This is a genomic window from Phycicoccus sp. CSK15P-2 (genome assembly GCF_016888005.1).
Lineage (GTDB): Bacteria > Actinomycetota > Actinomycetes > Actinomycetales > Dermatophilaceae > Phycicoccus.
This window is the reverse complement of the sequence record NZ_JAFDVE010000012.1, coordinates 74642-92838: the sequence shown is the minus strand read 5'-3', so window position 1 is coordinate 92838 and position 18197 is coordinate 74642. Positions and strand designations below refer to the sequence as shown.

General features: G+C 73.6%; 15 protein-coding genes. 10 read left to right on the top strand and 5 right to left on the bottom strand.

What is annotated here, in order from left to right:
- The first annotated feature begins 87 nt into the window (after positions 1 to 87).
- The 5 genes from JQN72_RS08275 to JQN72_RS08255 all read left to right on the top strand — a co-directional run bounded on the left by JQN72_RS08275 (position 88) and on the right by JQN72_RS08255 (position 5430).
- Positions 88 to 1311 carry an MFS transporter gene (locus JQN72_RS08275; protein WP_239100339.1) on the top strand — a complete coding sequence of 408 codons (1224 nt, stop codon included), beginning with the start codon at positions 88 to 90 and terminating at the stop codon, positions 1309 to 1311.
- A 124-nt stretch (positions 1312 to 1435) separates the two neighbouring features.
- On the top strand, positions 1436 to 2062 hold the full coding sequence (locus tag JQN72_RS08270) for an ATP-dependent Clp protease proteolytic subunit (protein ID WP_307812524.1): 627 nt from the start codon (positions 1436 to 1438) through the stop codon (positions 2060 to 2062).
- A 29-nt stretch (positions 2063 to 2091) separates the two neighbouring features.
- Entirely contained in the window at positions 2092 to 2736 is a 645-nt protein-coding gene (locus tag JQN72_RS08265; RefSeq protein ID WP_204134703.1) for an ATP-dependent Clp protease proteolytic subunit, read from the top strand.
- Between the two features lie 601 nt (positions 2737 to 3337).
- Positions 3338 to 4624, top strand: a complete 1287-nt coding sequence (clpX, locus tag JQN72_RS08260) for an ATP-dependent Clp protease ATP-binding subunit ClpX (RefSeq protein WP_204134702.1) — start codon at positions 3338 to 3340, stop codon at positions 4622 to 4624.
- A gap of 134 nt (positions 4625 to 4758) precedes the next feature.
- The gene (locus JQN72_RS08255) at positions 4759 to 5430 is read left to right on the top strand and encodes a hypothetical protein (RefSeq protein WP_239100359.1); all 672 of its coding nucleotides are present in this window, start codon (positions 4759 to 4761) and stop codon (positions 5428 to 5430) included.
- A gap of 80 nt (positions 5431 to 5510) precedes the next feature.
- On the opposite strand, the gene valS is transcribed toward JQN72_RS08255, so the two are convergent.
- Genes valS through JQN72_RS08235 form a run of 4 tightly spaced genes read right to left on the bottom strand, consistent with a single transcriptional unit; the run spans position 5511 to position 12132 of the window.
- Positions 5511 to 8186 (bottom strand): valine--tRNA ligase, encoded by a 2676-nt coding sequence (gene valS, locus JQN72_RS08250; RefSeq protein ID WP_204134701.1) that lies wholly within the window; start codon positions 8184 to 8186, stop codon positions 5511 to 5513.
- Positions 8187 to 8229: 43 nt separating this feature from the next.
- A complete protein-coding gene (locus JQN72_RS08245) occupies positions 8230 to 9471 on the bottom strand; it encodes a S8 family serine peptidase (RefSeq protein WP_204134700.1) in 1242 nt (413 codons plus the stop codon).
- The gene (eccB, locus tag JQN72_RS08240) at positions 9468 to 10799 is read right to left on the bottom strand and encodes a type VII secretion protein EccB (RefSeq protein WP_204134699.1); all 1332 of its coding nucleotides are present in this window, start codon (positions 10797 to 10799) and stop codon (positions 9468 to 9470) included. The genes JQN72_RS08245 and eccB overlap by 4 nt, the downstream gene beginning before the upstream one ends.
- Position 10800: 1 nt before the next feature.
- A complete protein-coding gene (locus JQN72_RS08235; RefSeq protein ID WP_204134698.1) occupies positions 10801 to 12132 on the bottom strand; it encodes an EsaB/YukD family protein in 1332 nt (443 codons plus the stop codon).
- Between the two features lie 208 nt (positions 12133 to 12340).
- Between JQN72_RS08235 and JQN72_RS08230 the strand changes: the two genes are divergently transcribed.
- The 5 genes from JQN72_RS08230 to JQN72_RS08210 all read left to right on the top strand — a co-directional run bounded on the left by JQN72_RS08230 (position 12341) and on the right by JQN72_RS08210 (position 16560).
- Positions 12341 to 12655 (top strand): WXG100 family type VII secretion target, encoded by a 315-nt coding sequence (locus JQN72_RS08230; RefSeq protein WP_204134697.1) that lies wholly within the window; start codon positions 12341 to 12343, stop codon positions 12653 to 12655.
- Positions 12656 to 12676: 21 nt separating this feature from the next.
- Positions 12677 to 12967: a WXG100 family type VII secretion target gene (locus JQN72_RS08225; RefSeq protein ID WP_204134696.1), complete on the top strand. Its 291-nt coding sequence runs from the start codon at positions 12677 to 12679 to the stop codon at positions 12965 to 12967.
- Positions 12968 to 13081: 114 nt separating this feature from the next.
- Positions 13082 to 13618: a hypothetical protein gene (locus tag JQN72_RS08220; protein ID WP_204134695.1), complete on the top strand. Its 537-nt coding sequence runs from the start codon at positions 13082 to 13084 to the stop codon at positions 13616 to 13618.
- A complete protein-coding gene (locus JQN72_RS08215; protein WP_204134694.1) occupies positions 13611 to 15119 on the top strand; it encodes a S8 family serine peptidase in 1509 nt (502 codons plus the stop codon). Before JQN72_RS08220 ends, JQN72_RS08215 begins: the two co-directional genes overlap by 8 nt.
- Positions 15106 to 16560: a WXG100 family type VII secretion target gene (locus JQN72_RS08210; RefSeq protein WP_204134693.1), complete on the top strand. Its 1455-nt coding sequence runs from the start codon at positions 15106 to 15108 to the stop codon at positions 16558 to 16560. Before JQN72_RS08215 ends, JQN72_RS08210 begins: the two co-directional genes overlap by 14 nt.
- 6 nt (positions 16561 to 16566) lie before the next feature.
- Here the strand turns inward: JQN72_RS08210 and JQN72_RS08205 are convergent, their stop codons facing one another.
- Positions 16567 to 18138: a hypothetical protein gene (locus tag JQN72_RS08205; protein ID WP_204134692.1), complete on the bottom strand. Its 1572-nt coding sequence runs from the start codon at positions 18136 to 18138 to the stop codon at positions 16567 to 16569.
- Positions 18139 to 18197: the final 59 nt, after the last annotated feature.

Here is an 18197-nt window from a genome sequence, read left to right as displayed (position 1 = left end):
TCGACCGCCTCGGGGTCCGGGCCGGTTTGACGCACGCCGTTCACGGGAGCACAATATCGAATCGATTCGATCGAATCGATTCGACACGTGAAGGACACCGTGACGGCCCCTCCTGCAGCCCCGCCCGCCCCGCCGATCGCCGACGCCCGGCGCGCGCGCGTCGCCGTCCTCGTCGTGTTCGCCCTCGCCGGGGTCGCGTTCGCCTCGTGGGCCTCGCGGATCGCCGACCTCAAGACGACACTCGGCCTCACCGCCGGGCAGCTCGGTCTCGTCCTGCTGGCGGTGAGCCTCGGCTCGGTCACCGGGCTGCCCCTCGCCGGGCGGCTGAGCGACCGGGTGGGGGCAGACCGGGCGGTCGCGTCAGGGATGCTCGTCTCGCTCCTCGGGCTCGTCGGGGCCGGGGCCGCCGTGACGCTCGACGCGCACCGGCTCGTCCTCGCGCTCTTCCTCTACCCCGTGGGCCTCGGCATCGGCTTCTGGGACGTCGCGATGAACCTCGAGGGTGCGGGCGTCGAACGACGCCTCGGCCGCTCTGTCATGCCGCACTTCCACGCGGCCTTCTCGGGGGGCACCGTCGTCGCCGCGCTCGTGGGGGCGGGGATGTCCTGGGCGCAGGTCCCGCTCCTCGCGCACTTCCTCGGCGCCGCGCTGCTCATCGCCGGGGCGGCCGTCTGGTCCCTGCCGCGCTTCCTGCCGGAGTCGGCGGTGCCGTCCTCGGACGAGGGCGGGATGCCCGTGCGCGGCCGGCAGCGCTCGGCCTGGCTCGAGCCGCGCACGCTGCTCATCGGGGTCGTGGTCCTCGCCGCCGCGGCCACCGAGGGCACGGCCAACGACTGGCTCGCCGTCGCCCTCGTCGACGGCTACGACCAGCCCGAGTGGGTCGGAGTCCTCGGCTTCGCCGCCTTCCTCACCTTCATGACGCTCGGTCGCCTCGCGGGGACCCGCGCCCTGGACGCGTACGGCAGGCTCCCCGTGCTCCGGGTCAGCTTCGCGATGGCGGTCCTGGGTGCGCTGCTCGTGGTCCTCGGCGGGCCGTGGCTCGCGTTCGTCGGTGCCGCGGTCTGGGGCGCGGGCGCCGCGCTCGGGTTCCCCGTGGGGATGAGCGCGTCCGCCGACGACCCCGAGCGGGCCGCGGCCCGGATGTCCGTCGTCGCGACGATCGGCTACGTGGCGTTCCTCGCGGGCCCGCCCCTGCTCGGCTTCCTCGGCGACCACGTCGGGGTGCTGCGCGCGCTGCTCGTCGTCGGCGCGCTGGCCGTCCTCGCCCTGTCCGTCGTCACCGCGGTCCGCGAGCCCGACGACGCCCCGTAGGCCACGGTGCGCGCCCGCCTACGCTCACGGCGAACACGGGGCGGACGGGGGAGTGGAGCGTGGGAGGCGGGCGTTAGGGTCACTGAAAGGTACGAATCCGACGAACCGAGGGAGCGACCCCAGCGTGACCAGCAGCGAGATCGTCGCCCAGGGCGAGGGCCAGAAGGCCGGCCTCGACGACCACATCTACAACCGTCTCCTCAAGGAGCGGATCATCTTCCTCGGGTCCGACGTCCGCGACGACAACGCGAACGCGATCTGCGCCCAGATGCTGCTCCTCGCCGCGGAGGACCCCACGAAGGACATCTGGCTCTACATCAACAGCCCGGGTGGCTCGGTCACCGCGGGCATGGCGATCTTCGACACCATGCAGTGGGTCCCCAACGACGTCGCCACGGTGGCGATGGGGATGGCCGCCTCGATGGGGCAGTTCCTGCTCTCCGCCGGCACGCCGGGCAAGCGCTACGCCACGCCGCACGCCCGCGTGATGATGCACCAGCCCTCGGGCGGCATCGGTGGAACGGCCTCGGACATCAAGATCCAGGCGGAGCAGCTCATCCACATCAAGAGGCAGATGGCCCAGCTCATCGCCGAGCACACCGGCCAGACGGAGGAGCAGATCGAGGCCGACTCCGACCGCGACCGCTGGTTCACCGCGGCCGAGGCCAAGGAGTACGGCTTCGTCGACCACGTCATCACCAAGGCAGACATGGCGGGCCGGCACAGCGACAACCCGGTGACCTCCGACTGAGCCCGGCCGAGACGACGCGAGAGAGAGACATGAACCCAGACATCACCGGCCGCCTCCACGTGCCGGCTCCGAGCAGCCGCTACATCATGCCGCAGTTCGAGGAGCGCACCTCGTACGGCATGAAGCGCCTCGACCCGTACACGAAGCTCTTCGAGGACCGCATCATCTTCCTCGGCGTGCAGGTCGACGACGCGTCCGCCGACGACGTCATCGCCCAGCTCATCGTGCTCGAGTCGCAGGACCCGGACCGCGACATCCTCATGTACATCAACAGCCCCGGTGGCTCGTTCACGGCGATGACCGCCATCTACGACACCATGCAGTACGTACGTCCGGACATCCAGACGTACTGCATCGGGCAGGCCGCCTCGGCCGCTGCCGTCCTGCTCGGCGCCGGCGCTGCGGGCAAGCGGTTCGCGCTGCCGAACGCGCGGGTGCTCATCCACCAGCCGGCCATCGAGGGCACCGGAGGGATGGCCTCCGACCTCGAGATCCACGCCAACGAGATCATCCGGATGCGGGAGTGGCTCGAGGAGACCATCGCCAAGCACTCGAACAAGCCGGTCGACGAGGTGCGCAAGGACATCGAGCGCGACAAGATCCTCTCGGCCGAGGGTGCCAAGGAGTACGGCCTCGTCGACGAGGTCCTCGCCTCCCGCAAGGCCAACGCCTGAGGGGCGCCTTTCCCCACGCAGCGCGAGGACGCCGCCCGGTCACGACGACCGGGCGGCGTCCGTATGACGTCACGTCCGGCGGCGTCCGTATGACGTCACGTCCGGCGGCGTCCGTATGACGTCACGTCCGGAGGTGGGCTCCCCTGCCGGCTGGCGATCGATGAAGCCCGGCCTCCGCACGTAGTGACACACGGAACCCGGGCTTCACGGCTCGTGTCATCCGGAACGCGGGCGCATCGGGCGTCATCGATGGAGCCGCGTCCGTCGGCCACCGAACGCGGTGACGTCGCGACCCGCGCCGGTCGCCTCGTCCTGGCCTTGGAGCTCTGGTCGGTGGACACGCGGGTGGAGCCGGCCGAAGCCGCCGACCCAGGTGGCGCCGTCGAGCTCGACGCGGCCGAGGTCCGGCTCGCCGACCGGTGGCGCGGGCGGCGTCCGGGCCGGCGGACGGTCCCGACCGCCAGGACCCGCTCGGGTGGGGTTGCGCTGACAGCGAACCCGCGCGACTCGCCGGGGTGCGCGACGGTTCAATGGGTGCACCGGCGCGCCGTGACGGGGTAGCGTCGGGGCCGTTGTCGGAGCCGAGGGAAGGACGCCTTACGTGGCACGCGTCGGAGAGACCAGCGACCTGCTGAAGTGCTCCTTCTGTGGCAAGTCGCAGAAGCAGGTCAAGAAGCTCATCGCCGGTCCCGGCGTGTACATCTGCGACGAGTGCATCGACCTCTGCAACGAGATCATCGAGGAGGAGCTCGCCGAGTCGGGTGAGCTGAGCCTCGACGAGCTGCCCAAGCCGCGCGAGATCTTCGAGTTCCTCCAGAACTACGTCGTCGGCCAGGACGTCGCGAAGAAGGCCCTCGCCGTCGCCGTCTACAACCACTACAAGCGGATCCAGGCGGGCGAGTCCTCGAGCGGCAAGAAGGACGCCGAGCACGTCGACATCGCGAAGTCGAACATCCTGCTCATCGGGCCCACGGGCTGTGGCAAGACCTACCTGGCGCAGACTCTCGCGAAGATGCTCAACGTCCCGTTCGCCATCGCGGACGCCACGGCGCTCACCGAGGCCGGCTACGTCGGCGAGGACGTCGAGAACATCCTCCTCAAGCTCATCCAGGCCGCCGACTACGACGTCAAGAAGGCCGAGACGGGCATCATCTACATCGACGAGGTCGACAAGATCGCCCGTAAGAGCGAGAACCCGTCGATCACCCGCGACGTCTCCGGCGAGGGCGTCCAGCAGGCGCTGCTCAAGATCCTCGAGGGCACGACCGCCTCGGTCCCGCCGCAGGGCGGCCGCAAGCACCCCCACCAGGAGTTCATCCAGATCGACACGACGAACGTGCTGTTCATCGTCGGTGGGGCGTTCGCCGGGCTCGAGAAGCTCATCGAGGCGCGCAACGGCAAGAAGGGCCTCGGCTTCGGCTCCGAGCTGCACACCCCCAAGGACCTCGCCGAGAGCATTCACGAGGTACTGCCCGAGGACCTCATGAAGTTCGGCCTCATCCCCGAGTTCATCGGCCGCCTGCCGGTCATCACCACGGTCTCGCCGCTCGACGTCGCCGCCCTCGTGCGCATCCTCACCGAGCCGCGCAACGCGCTCGTCAAGCAGTACCAGAAGATGTTCGAGATCGACGGCGTCACCCTCGAGTTCAGCGACGACGCGATCGAGGCCGTCGCCGAGCAGGCCCTCGCCCGCGGGACCGGCGCGCGCGGTCTGCGCGCCATCATGGAGGAGGTCCTTCTCCCCGTGATGTTCGACGTCCCGAGCGACGACGAGATCGCCAAGGTCGTCGTGACCCGCGAGGTCGTCCTCGAGAACGTCAACCCGACGATCGTCCGGCACGACGCCGAGGGCGGGCGCAAGCGCACGCAGCGCAAGCGCTCGGCCTGACCCGGGCCGAGCGGGGCCACGACGGTCCTCCCGTGCAGCCGGGCACTCCCGGCAGTCCGACCTGGCGCAGGACACACCCGACCACGGAGATGCTGGCGCGCGACCCGCGAGGCGGCGACGATTGGCCCGTGGCGATGACCTACCGACTGCGCGCGGGTGACACCGGGCCGGTCCAGCAGTCCCCGCGCACCTGTGGCTCGGCCTGCCTCACGGTGGCCCGCATGCTCGTCGACCCCGTCTTCGCGTCATGGGTCCGCACCGGTGAGCCCCAGCCGCCCGGGTCACCGACCGGCGCCACCGAGGCGGAGCGGTTCGCCGCCTACGAACGGATCGTCATGCGCCGCACGAACGGCGTCGTCGCCGGCGGCGGACGTCTCAACGGGCCGTGGCCGCGGGCGCTCGGCACGCCGCCGTGGGGTGCGCTGCGCGAGCTCGAGTACGGGGCCTCCCGACTCGGGACGCAGTACACGGTCGATGTGCTGCGCGGCCAGGACGAGTACGCGCTCGTCGACTCCTTCGACCATCTCGTCGACGTCGTCGGCGACGGCGAGCCCGGGCTGCTCTACATCGGCAACGCCCTGCTGCCGCGGCACGTCGTCCTCATCCTCCCCGGGGACGGCGACCGGATGCTCGACGTCTACGACCCGGGCACCGGACGGGTCGACCACCTGCGCCGGGACACCGTCGTCCAGCACCGGCTACGGCTCTCCGGATGGGACGTGCCGTGGCTGGCCGTGCGGCCCACCGGGCTGCGCCAGGTCAAGGACCGGGCCTACGTCCCGGCCCCCGGGACCGCCCCCGCCTGAGCCGCGAGCTTCGGGTCGAGGTGGAACCCGACCTCGAGATGGTCGAACATCACCTCAACCGAGCGGGCGGCGACGGACGCTCAGCGGGCGAGCTTGGCCACGGGGACGAGCTCGACGTCGCGGGTCGCGACCTCCTCGCCCTCGGCGTACTCGAGCGACCCGGTGAGCCGGCCGGCGGCCCGCAGGTCGGCCTCGCCCGTGCGGACGTGCTCGAGCGCTGCGCCCGGCCCGACGAGCGTCACCGTCGGCACCTCGGCGCGCATCCCGACCTTGGCCTCCGACTTGGCCTTCCGGATGACCGCGAGCGCGGAGCCCACCGCGGCGAGCACCGCCGGGTCACCGCCCTCGGGCAGCTCGCCGGCGGACGGCCAGGCGGCGCGGTGCACCGAGCCCTCGGCGTGCGTCCAGCTCCAGACCTCCTCGGTCACGTAGGGGAGCACCGGCGCGAAGAGCCGTAGGACGACGTCGAGAGCGAGCCGCAGGGTCGCTCGCGCGGACACGGCACCGGCGTCACCGCGGGTGCCGTACGCGCGGTCCTTGACGAGCTCGAGGTAGTCGTCGCAGAACGTCCAGAAGAAGGACTCGGTGGCCTCGAGCGCCCGGGTGTAGTCCCAGGCCTCGAAGCCCGCGGTGGCCTTCTCGACGACCTCGCGGAGCATCGCGAGCACCGAGCGGTCGAGCGGGTCGGTGACCTGCGCGGCGAGCTCGCCCGCCCCGGTGACCGGCCGGCTCGCCGCACCGTCACCAGAGGTCCGGACGTCGCCGAAGGACAGCGCGAACTTGCTCGCGTTGAGGATCTTGATGGCCAGCCGCCGGCCGACCTTGATCTGCCCGACGTCGTACGCGGCGTCGGTGCCGAGCCGGCCGCTGCCGGCCCAGTAGCGCACGGCGTCCGCGGAGTGCTCGCGCAGGAGGTCCTCCGGGGTGACGACGTTCCCGCGGGACTTGCTCATCTTCTTGCGGTCGGGGTCGAGGATCCACCCGGAGATCGCGGCGTTGGTCCACGGCACCGTGTCGTGCTCGAAGTGCGCGCGCACGACCGTGGCGAACAGCCAGGTGCGGATGATGTCGTGCCCCTGCGGGCGGACGTCCATCGGGAAGACCTTCTCGAACAGCGGGTCCGGCTCGGGGCCGTCCGTGCCGCGCCATCCGCCGGCGATCTGCGGGGAGAGCGACGACGTCGCCCAGGTGTCGAGGATGTCGGGGTCGCCGACGAAGCCTCCCGGCACGCCGCGCTGGTCCTCGGTGTAGCCCGCGGGCGGGTTGGCCGCGGGGTCGACCGGCAGCTCGGACTCGTCGGGGAGGATCGGGTGGTCGTGGTCCGGCTCTCCGTCGGCGTCCACCGGGTACCAGACCGGGATCGGCACCCCGAAGAAGCGCTGCCGCGAGATGAGCCAGTCGCCGTTGAGGCCCCGCACCCAGTTGGCGTACCGCGAGCGCATGAACGCCGGGTGGAAGTCGACCTCCTCGCCGCGGGCGATGAGCGCCGCGTTGAGGTCGGACTCGCGGCCGCCGTTGCGGATGTACCACTGCCGCGTGGTCACGATCTCGAGGGGCTTCTCACCACGCTCGTAGAAGTTGGCCTTGCGCTGGGTGGGGGTCGGCTCGCCGTCGAGGTCGCCGGAGTCACGCAGTGCGCCGACGACTGCCTCGCGGGCTCCGAAGGCGGTCTTCCCGCCGAGCTGCTCGGCGTAGAAGGACTCCCCGGGGGAGCCCTGCAGCCACTCCGGGGTCTCGGTCTGGAGGCGGCCGCTGCGGGTGACCACCGAACGCGTCGGCAGCTGCAGCTCGCGCCACCACGTGACGTCGGTGAGGTCGCCGAAGGTGCAGCACATGGCGATGCCGGCACCCTTGTCCGTCTCCGCGGCCGGGTGGGCGAGGACGGGGACCTCGACGTCGAAGAGCGGTGTGCGCACGGTGCGGCCGAACAGCGGCTGGTACCGCTCGTCGTCCGGGTGCGCGATGAGGGCCACGCAGCTCGGGATGAGCTCGGGGCGGGTGGTCTCGATGAACACGGGCCCGTCGGTGCCGTGGAACGCGACGCGGTGGTAGGCCCCGGGGTAGTCGCGGGCCTCGAGCTCGGCCTGGGCGACGGCGGTCTGGAACGTCACGTCCCACAGACCCGGCGCCTCGGACTGGTAGGCCTCGCCACGGCGCACGTTGCGCAGGAAGGCCTGCTGCGAGGTGGCGCGGGAGTGGTCGTCGATCGTCCGGTAGCCGATCGACCAGTCGTAGCTGTGCCCGATCCGGCGGAAGAGCGACTCGAAGGCCTCTTCGTCCTTGACGGTGAGCTCGTCGCAGAGCTCGATGAAGTTCTGCCGCGAGATGGGGGTCTCGTCGGCGGCCTTCGTGCTCTTGGCGTTGCCCCGGAACGGCGGCTCGAAGTCGGGGTCGTGGTGCAGGGAGGCGTCACCGCGCACGCCGTAGTAGTTCTGCACGCGCTTCTCGGTGGGCAGGCCGTTGTCGTCCCAGCCGATCGGGTAGAAGACGTTGAACCCCCGCATCCGCTTGTACCGGGCCATGCAGTCGGTGTGCGTGTAGCTGAAGACGTGACCCATGTGCAGCGACCCGCTGGCCGTCGGCGGGGGCGTGTCGACGGAGAACACCTGGCTGCGGTCGCCGGCGAGGGCGGCCTCGCGGTCGAAGGCGTACGTGCCCTGCTCCTGCCATACCGCGCCCCACTTCTCCTCCAGGCCGTCCAGGGAGGGCCGGTCCGGGATGGAGGCAGCGTCGGATGGGGAGAGGTGCTCGGTCATGGGTGTCATCATCCCAGAACGACGCGGCCGGGATCACCCGGGTTCAGGCGCCGGCCCGCCTCCGCCCGACGCGGCGCAGCGCGAGTCCGAGCAGGAGGCTCGTGCCCGCGACGACGAGCCACAGCACGGTGCGCCGGTCGCCGGCCAGGGGGTCGGCGACCGGTTCGACGGTGAGCCGCCGTACGGGCGCGGCCTCGGTCTCCCGGGGTGCGGCCCCGGGCAGGAGCGGGCCGGCCACGGAGTCGTCGAGCACGGCGGTGAGCGCCTCGACGGGCTGGACGACGCCCCAGCCGACGGCGTCGTCGCGCGCGTCGCGCCGGTCCCGCGCGGCCGTGGCGGTGAGCCGGTGCGCCCAGGCCTCGGGCCCGGACCGCGGGAAGCGCTGTGCGACGAGCGCGGCGGCGGCGGAGACGTACGCCGCCGCGTAGCTCGTCGCGCCCTCCGCGCCGAGGTAGCAGTCGCCCCACGCCCCGTAGGTCGTCAGGACGTCGACCCCCGGGGCCGCGAGGTCGACGTGCTCGCCCCTGAGCGACACGTCCGAGACGCGGTCGTCGCCGTCGGTCGCTGCCACTCCCAGGACGCCGGGGTAGGCGGCGGGGTAGCGCACGCCGCCCTCGGGGTCGTCGTCGGAGGCGCGGTTCCCGGCCGCGGCGACGACGAGCGAGCCCTTGCCCAGGGCGTACTCGGTGGCCTTGCGCAGCCGGGCGTCGTCGCGGGGCGTGCTGAGCGAGACGTTGACGACGAGGGCCCCTTCGTCGGCGGCCCAGCGGATGCCCTCCGCGAGCACCCCGGGGTCGGCGTCACCCGTCCCCTCCTCACGGCTCTCGTCCGGGACCACCTTGACCGGCAGGATCCGCGCTCCCCTGGCGAGGCCCTGGACGCCGGAGCGCGACCCGAGCGGTCGCGCCGCGATGATGCCGGCGACGGCGGTCCCGTGCAGGCGGCGGTCGGCCCGGGCGGACCCGCCGACCAGGCTGCGCCCCTCGAGGACGGTGCCCCCGGGGAAGTGGTCGTTGCGGGCGTCGACGCCGCTGTCGACGACCGCGACGGTGACGCCCGCACCTGTGGCGAGCGGCCAGGCGCGGGTGGCCCCGAGGCGGAGCAGCCCCGGCGGGGTGTCCGGCACGTACTGGGTGCGGCCCTCCTCGCAGCTGCCGGCTGCCATGGGTGTGGTGGTGCCCACGGCCGGGGGAGGGGTGGCGGCCACGGGCGCGGCGACGAGCGGGCCGGTGAGGAACGCCGCCGGCACCGTGGCCGCGACGAGGCGGACGAGCACCGGCCTCATGACGTGCCGGAGACCACCGTGCGGGCGGCCTCGACGCCGAGCGAGGGACCGGACCGGAAGAGCTCGGTCCATGCCTGGGGTACCGGGACGACGTCCTCGGGTGTGTAGCCGAGGCGTGCGAGGACCTCCTGGTCGACGCCGTCGACGGCGTAGGCGGTCCCCGTCTGGTCGACCGCGAGGACCGGCCCCTTGCCGAGAACCTGCCCGCTCACGGCCCGCACGAGGGCGCCGTCGCCGGTGTCGACGGTGGTGCGTCCACGCTCGGCCGTGGGCGGGTCCTCGGTGACGGTCGTGAGCCGGACCTCGGGCGGCGAGCCGGTGGCGGCCGTCAGCGTGGCGCAGGGGGTGGTCTCGAGCCCTGTCGGGAGGTCTCGCGGCCAGTCGCTCGGCGCGAGGCGCGGCTGCTGGACCGTGAGCCGCGCGATCTGCGCGGCCTGCACGGGCACCTCCTTGGCCGAGGCGCCCGACCCGAGGCGGTACATGGCGAGCGCGACGTCCGGGAGCAGCTCGAGGGTGCCCTGGGGCGTGACGACGTAGTGCCGGCCGTCGGAGTCGAGCCGGAGCACCGAGCCGACCGTCGACCCGGCCGGGAGGCCGGGCAGGGGCTTGCCGAGGTCGTCGACGGTCAGCGGGCCGAGCGCCGGGCCCTGGGGGAAGAGGTTCAGCCAGGCGGCGGGGGCGGCGATCGGCGGCCGCCCGTCGAGGCGCAGGGCGACCGACACCGCGGAGACGTCGCGGTCCGCGACCGGGTAGCGCATCCCGCCGTCCAGGACGAAGGTTCGGTCCGAGGAGCGGGCGAGGACGGCGGACCCGTCGGCCGACCCCGCGCGGCGCTGCGAGCCGATGACGGTCGTCACCTGCTCGCCTGCCCCGAGGCAGGAGACCCATCCGGTGTTGACGAGGCGGTCGGACGGGGCGAGGGAGTCCGGGGCACCCTGGATGCCGAGGGTCGGCCCCCGCCTGATGTCGGCGAGCTCGTCGTCGGGCACGGCGACGACCGTGAACCGGTCCGCGGGGATGAGCAGCCGGGCGCTCGTCGTGTTGACGACGGGGTGCAGCGTGCTCTGGATCGAGACGTACCGCGCGCCGCTGTCCTCGGCGATGACGAGGCGGTCGTTCTTCCAGTCGTCCGGGAGGGCCGAGCGCAGCCAGCCGAAGGCCATGCTGCCCAGCACGAGCACGACGGTGAGCGCGACGCCGCCGACGACGGCCCGCAGCGGACGGTCGGGCTCGACCTCCCGGCCTCCTGGAGCGCCACTGACGAACGCGGTGGTGAGGCGCCGCTTGCTGAACGACTGGGCCTCGACGAGGTCCTTCTTCGTCGCCACGTCAGACCAGCCCGGCGGTCGCCGCCGCGAGGGGGACGAGCGCCACGAGCGCGACGCCGTCGAGGGCGTCCGCGACCCGGCCGAGCCGTACGCGGGTCCGGGGGGCCAGGACGGCGAGCGCGACGACGACGGCGCCGACCGTCCCGAGCACCACCGCGAGGGCCGGCCGCCACGCCGGGTGGGCGACCGCGGCCACGACCGCGGTCAGCGCCAGCCCGAGGACACCGGTGCCCATCGCGAGGACGACCGCGGTGCGCGTCCGGCTGTGCCGGGTGCGCAGGAGGGTGGCGACACAGCCCGCGACGACGAGCGCGGTCCCGGCCTTGCCCGCCGTGACGAGCTGCGGGGTGGCGAGCAGGGCCACCCCACCGGTGGCGACGGAGGTGGCGACCATGACGTCGTGGCCGCGCAGGACCTGCTCGTGCACCCGGCCACGGTCGACCTCGGGGACATCGGCCTCGATCTCGGCCTCGGTGCGCGGTGCGCGCGACGACAGGCGGCTCGACGACAGGCCGACCCACGGGAGGACGTTGCCGAGGACGATGGCGACGACGAACACGACGGCGCAGGCCGTCGTGGGTTCGACGCCGGCCATGCCTGCCGCGACCCCGATGGCGGTGGCCGCGAGACCGACGACGGACCCGGCGGCGAGGACGAGCCGGTGGGTCGCCACGGCGAGCGCGCCGAGCAGGCCGGCTAGCGCGACGGCGATCCCGACCCAGGTGAGGCCGCGGCCCCACAGCGGGTCGCTCGGGGCGACGGCCGCACCGGAGGTCGCGGCGAAGGCGAGCGAGGTCAGGGCGAGGGCGAGGGCACCGCTCGGCTGGTTCCGCGCGTGCAGCACGGCGGCGGAGCCGACGAGGAGGACGGAGACCGCGCCGGCGACGGCGGTCACGAGCAGCCCGGACTCCCGGGCGGTGAAGAGGGCCCATGCGGCGCAGAGGAAGAAGACGGTGGCGGCCCCGACGGCGGTGCCGGCGCTGTGCCGTGCGCTCCAGGGGGCGAACTGGGTCTCGACGACGTCGGCGACGGCCTCGACGACGTCGTCGTAGACCTTGTCGGTGCTCGGGTCGACGACCTCGAGGGAGAGCATCGTGCCGTCCGCGATGCCCTGCGCGGCGAGGCTGCGGTCGGGGTCGACCACCGTGCCGCCGCCGGCGACGAGCCGGAAACCGTGCGAGGCGTGCTCGGTGTCGAGGACCCCGAGCTCGCGGGCGAGCTCGGGCACGATCTCGACGACGGGGATGCCCCCGGGCACGCCGAGGTCCGCGCGCCGCGTCCCCGACGACACCGAGACACGGACGAGCGAGGCGGCGGCACCGGCCTGGCTCACGGCTGCTCCCCTCCGACGGACTGACGCATCGGCCACCGAGCATAGACGGGGCAGTACCGGGGAGTTCTCCCCATTGGCCGGACCGACGTGGCACCGTAGTGTCGAGGGCAGGACAAGGGGCCTCCGTCCCCGGGTCGGACACCAGCCCTCCAGGGGGTCAGTGCACAACGAGCGCGACGCACAGCGTCGTCCACAGGAAGGATCGGTCATGGCACAGGACTTCAGCGCCGGTGCAGGCGTCGTCCAGGAGAGCGCCCGCATCGTCGAGCAGGCGCGGGGCGACCTGCGCACCCGCGTCACGCAGCTCTGCGACAAGATGGAGCAGGTCAAGGCGCACTGGCACGGCCAGGGAGCCACGAGCTTCCACCAGGTGAGCAACGCCTGGCGGACCCAGACCCAGGACATCGTCGACGTCCTGGAGGCCTTCGAGGCGAACCTCACCGGCACACAGCGGCAGTACGACGCCGACGACGCGGCTGCGGCAGCGAGCCTCAGCAAGTACAACTCGATGTTCGGCAACTGAGCGCGGAAGGACTGATCTGACATGCAGGACGGAATCAAGGTCGGCGGAGCCGGCATCGACGCGCTGGTGGCCGACATGCAGCAGGGCCTCGACGGCATCAACACGCGGCTCGAGGACATGAAGAGCGACCTCGACAAGTACGTCTCCCAGTGGGACGGCTCGGCCCGCGAGGCCTACTCGCAGGCGCAGCGCGACTGGGAGAAGCAGATCCAGGAGTGCCGTCAGCTGCTCAACGACGTGCGCACCGCGGTCATCTCCTCCAAGGAGGACTACATGGCCGGCGAGCAGCGCAACACGCAGCGCTGGGGCTGACCCGGCACCACATCGCAGGACGCGACGTGCCGGTACCCCACGCGGGTACCGGCACGTCGGCCGTGGCGACGACGCGGGGGAGGACCCTGTCGACCATCGAGAAGGGATACGCCGATGCCGGACCCCGACCGTGAGATCAGCTACCCGCCGGTCCTCACGACGCTCGGCGCGGACTACGAGCAGCAGTGGGGCGAGTCGGCCCATACGGAGGTCAAGCGGGTCAGCACGTCGGTGGCGTCCCGCTCGACCTTCGGGGACATCCCCGCAGCCCGGGACTTCGCGGCCGTGTACCAGGCGGCGCAGCACGTGTACGAGGCCACCCTGCGGGGGATCAAGCAGGACCTCGAGCATGCCGGCCAGGCGCTCCGGGAGGCCGGGCGCGAGATGGAGGCCCGGGACGAGGCGTCGTCCGACGCGTTCGCGGCCATCCGGGCTCCATGGGTCCAGCGGCCGGAGGACCTCGACAGCACCCGGGCGCACGACGAGGCCACCCGGGACGACAGCGTCCGGGAGGGCGTCGACGCCCAGAGCCGCCTCGGCGACGGCGTCCCGGGCGACGGGGGTGACGCCCCGGCGGGCCAGGGCGCCCCGGCCGCTGCCGGGGACGACACGACGATGGACGTGCCGGGAGGTCCTCCGTCCGATGGCTGACCCCCGGCGCGGGCGTCTCGCCTCGGCGGTCCTCGTGACCGCGGTCGGCGGGCTCGTCGTCGCGCCCTCGGGTGCGCTGGGGCGGCCCCCGGCCACGGCCGTCACGGCGGACCGCCCGGGGGAGTGGTGGCGCTCGGCGATGGGCGTCGACGAGCTCGCGGAGGCCGGTACGGGCGGGGGGAAGACGGTCGCGGTCATCGACGGCCCGATCGACCCGGACGTCCCCGAGCTGCGCGGCAAGGTCGACTCCACCGAGAGCCTGTGCCTCGACCTCGACGGCGACGGCCTGAGCGAGAAGAAGCGCTCGTCGGTGGTGAAGGGCCCGGAGGCCGAGCACGCGACTAGCATGGCGGCGATGATCGTCGGCGCCGGGCGGGGCACCGGCCCGGGTGGGACCGGCATCCGCGGGATCGCCCCCGACGCCCGGATCCGGCACTACGCGGTCATCTACGACGACGACACGAAGACCGACGGCACGTCCTGCGGGGTCACCTTCCCCCGGGAGGACGAGGTCCGCAAGGCGGTCGGCCAGGCCATCTCCAAGGCCGCCCTGGACGGTGCCGACGTCATCAGCGTCAGCCTGACCAGCGGGTACAGCCAGCAGACCGTCGACGGCCTGCTCACCGCCTACCGCCAGGGTGCGGTCGTCGTCGCGTCCACGGGCAACGAGCGCGGCAAGATCACGTGGCCGGGCGTCGGAAACGGTGTCGTGCTCGTCAACCCGGTCGGCGAGAACGGCAGGCTGCCCGACTTCGCGGCCGGTGCCGGCCGGTCGGTCGGTACGGCGGCGCCGGGTGAGGACATCATGGCCGGCGTCTACGACTCCTCCGGGTGGCACAGCGAGAGGCTGGGCTCCGGGTCGTCCATCTCGACGGCGATCGTCAGCGGTGGCATCGCCGCGATGTGGTCGGCGCACCCCGACGCCACGGCCGGCCAGGTGCTCCAGGCCGTCCGGCAGGCCCCGGGGCTGCGCGAGAAGACCGCCGGCTCGGGGTACGAGACCTGGTTCCGGCGTGAGGGCGAGGACCTCCCGCAGGTGCGCACCAGGAACGCGTCCTACGGCTGGGGCATCTTCGACCCCGCGGACGCGGTGCGTCTCGACCTCGGGACGCTGCCCCGAGACAACCCCTTCGTCCGGACCGACAACCCGACGGACGAGCCCGCGGCCGACGACATCGCGCAGGCCATGGGGCTGGCCGCGTCCGCGAGCACGTCCGGCGACGCCACGGCGTCCCCGGGCCCGACCACGGCCCGCGGCCCGGAGGACACGGCGGCCGCGTCATCCGACGAGAGCGGTCCCCGGGCCCTGCCGTGGGTCCTCGGGACGCTCGTGCTCGTCGTCCTCGCCGCCGGTGGCGGGCTCGCGCTGCGCTCCCGCCGCCACCTCCCGGAGACCGCCCCACCCGTGCCGTCCGGCTCCGCGCAGACCCGCACCGACCCAGTACCGACCAGCCACGGCGCCTCCAGCGCCGAGGGGAGGAACGACGATGCCCATCCCTGACGACGCGCCCTACACACCGGCACTGCCCGACGACGCCGGTCCGCACGAGCGCACACTGCACGACATCTACGGCTTCTCCACCGTTCTCGTGCGGATGACCGCCGAGGACTGGGGCAAGACGGCCGACCAGGTCGAGACCCTCGCCGCCGACGTGCGCTCGGTGGTCGGTGCGCTGCGCGGCGCCGACGTGCCGTGGGAGGGCGCCGCCGCGGACAGCGCCTACAGCAGCCTCGACGTGCTCGCCAAGGCGCTGGACGCCCGTGCGTCGGAGATCACCGACATCCGCAAGGGCCTCGAGTCGGCGGCCGACGCGGCCGACGTCGCCCGCACCTCGTACGCGAGCCAGGTGCGCTCGATCTCGACCTCCGTCGACAGGTCGGACTACGAGACCGACGGCTCGACCTTCAACATCACCGGCTACGAGGCCGCGCTCGCGGGCCGCCGCGAGGAGCGTGACGCCGCCGCCAAGCAGGTCCTCGACCGGTTCAACGCCTCGATGAGCGGTGCCGCCGGCCAGATGCCGGTCGACGCCCCCGACGACCGGGAGCGCGTCCCGTCCTCCCCGGGCGCGCCCGGGAGCAGCAACCCGTCGAGCTACCCGACGAGCAGCGGTCCGAGCGGGGGCTCCACGACGTCGAGCCAGGGCCAGGTGCAGTCGACCGGGGTGAGGCAGCCTCCGACGACCGTGGTCGTCGAGCCGCCGCAGACGTTCCCCCCGACCACGCAGCCTCCTCAGTACCCGCCGGGTACGACGACACCGCCGCCGGTCATGACCCCGCCGGAGAGCTCGCAGCCGGGGTGGACCCCGGGTCCGACGCTCGACGGTCCGACCGACGGCTCGACGAACCCGGGCGGTGTCGGGAGCACGACGTGGTCCGGCACCGGTTCCGGGTCTTCCGGGCCGGGAGGCTCCGGCGGCGGGCTCGGGTCGGCCGCAGGTGTCGGCGGCCTCGTCGCCGGCGGGGCCGGGATGCTCGGCCGCGCCCGCGGGAGTGCCTTCGGGCTCGGCAGCTCGGGCCGTCCGGTCGTCGCGGCCGGCGGCAGCGGTTCCACGACGGGTCGGGCCGGGTCCACGGCCCGTGGTGGTGTCACGGGCCGCACCGGCGCCACCGGTGGTGGAGCCGGCGCGGCAGGGTCGCGGGGTGCTGCCGGTGCGGGAGGAGGGCGTCCGGTCGTGGCGGCCGGTGGCCAGGGAGCCGCACGCGGTGCCGGTGGGACCGGCGCCCGCGGTGGCCGCGGCGCCGGGCGGACGGTGGCCACGCGGCTCGGTGAGACCCGTGGCCGTGGGGGCGGTGTCGTCGCCTCCGGCCAGGGTGCGGGTGGCCGCGGCCGGAGCGGCAGGTCCGAGCGTGACGAGGTCGACGTCGAGTCGCTGACCCACGAGGACGAGGAGACCTGGTACGAGGGCGAGGACGACGCATCGCCGCCGGTCTGGCGTTGACCGGGCTCAGCCGGAGGTGACGCTGCGGAGCGTCTCGACCACACCCGCGGCCACGGCTCCCACCGGCAGGACCGTGACGACCGCGAACGACTCGAGGCGGTCCGCCATCCGCGACATCCGTGGCGAGGCCCAGCCCCCGGCGAGCGCCACCGCGGCGAGGACGGCGACGACGCCCAGGGCGAGCGCCGCGCCGACGAGCGGCCAGCGCCATCCGGCGTCCCACCCGACGACGGCCACGCTCGCCGCCACGGCGAGCGACGCGGCGGCGGCCAGCATCGCGAAGCGCGCCAGCCGGTCGCGGACCGAACGCGCCTGGTAGCCGAACGCGAGCGTGGCGAGCAGGAGGACGAGCCAGCGGGACCAGGGGGCGAGCGTGGAGCGGGCCGGCTCGAGGGCCACCACCCATCCGGACCCGGCCCCGATGACGGCGAGGTACGCCGTCCCCGCCGAGACGACCGAGCGGGCTCGCGCGACGCGGTCACGCACGTCCAGGCCGGTGACCCGGCGCCGACGGGCACCGTGCCGCTCACGGACCGCCCAGACGGTCGTCGAGAGCCGGTCGGTGTCGACGAGCTGGGTGGGGTCGACGTCGAGGCTCGCCGTGGGGAGGGCCCGGACGAGGACGGGGGCCAGGCCCACGGCCACCGCGGCCGCGGCGACGAGCGGCTGTCCGGCGAGCACGGTGAGGGCCACGAGCGTGGCCACGCCACCGAGGCAGGCCGTGGCGGTGCGCTCCGCGCGGTCGGCCGGTGAGCCGTCGGAGGACGCGAGGGCGGTGACCACCGCGCCGAGAGCACCGGCGAGGGCGACCGACACCGACGTCCGCGACGGTGACGCCCCGAGCGGGACGACGAGGCCGGCGGTGACGGCGAGCGCAGGTGCGCCGGCCAGTCGCACGACGGTGGCCCCGGCCCGGTGGCGGGGCGTGAGCAGAGTGACCCCGACGGCACCGGCGAGGGCCACGCCCGCCGCCACCCACCGGGCGGGCACGGACCCGAGGACGCCCGCGGAGGCGTCCGCGGGGGTGAGGACGGCGAGCAGGCCGGCGAGCAGGCTGACCACGGCGACGCCGAGCACCACCGCGACCGCGACCTCCGGTGAGCCGGCGCCGCGGCGCGCCCGGGAGCGGCGGGGACGCCGGTCGTCGCGGTGCAGCGACGCCCGGCTCACCGTGGCGTCGGCGTCCTCGACGGACTCCCGGCGCCGGGTGGAGTCGTCCACGGCGCTGACGCCCGGCTCGTCGAGGGCGCTGGGCGAGCGGGAGCCACCCGCCCAGGAGGGGGCGGACGCACGCGCGCCGGGTGCGGACGAGGAGCGGTCGAGGCTGACGACGTCGCGGTGCACGCGGTGCGTGGTGGTCCGGACCACCGTGAGCACGGTCCCGGTGGGGAGGGCGTCGTCGATCCGGTCCTGCGGCCCGTAGACGTGCCCGGCCGCCGTGGCGACCGAGCTGGGGGTGGCGCTCGAGCTGATGCCGAGCACCGAGAGCACGTCCGTGACCCGGACGCCGACCGGCACGACGAGGTCGTAGCGACGCTCGTCGGCGACGAGGGTGAGCTGCTGTGTCGGCTCCTCCACCGGCTCTCCCCTCCTCCTGGCGTACGAACCTCCGGGCACTGCCCGCGAGGGTCCAGTAT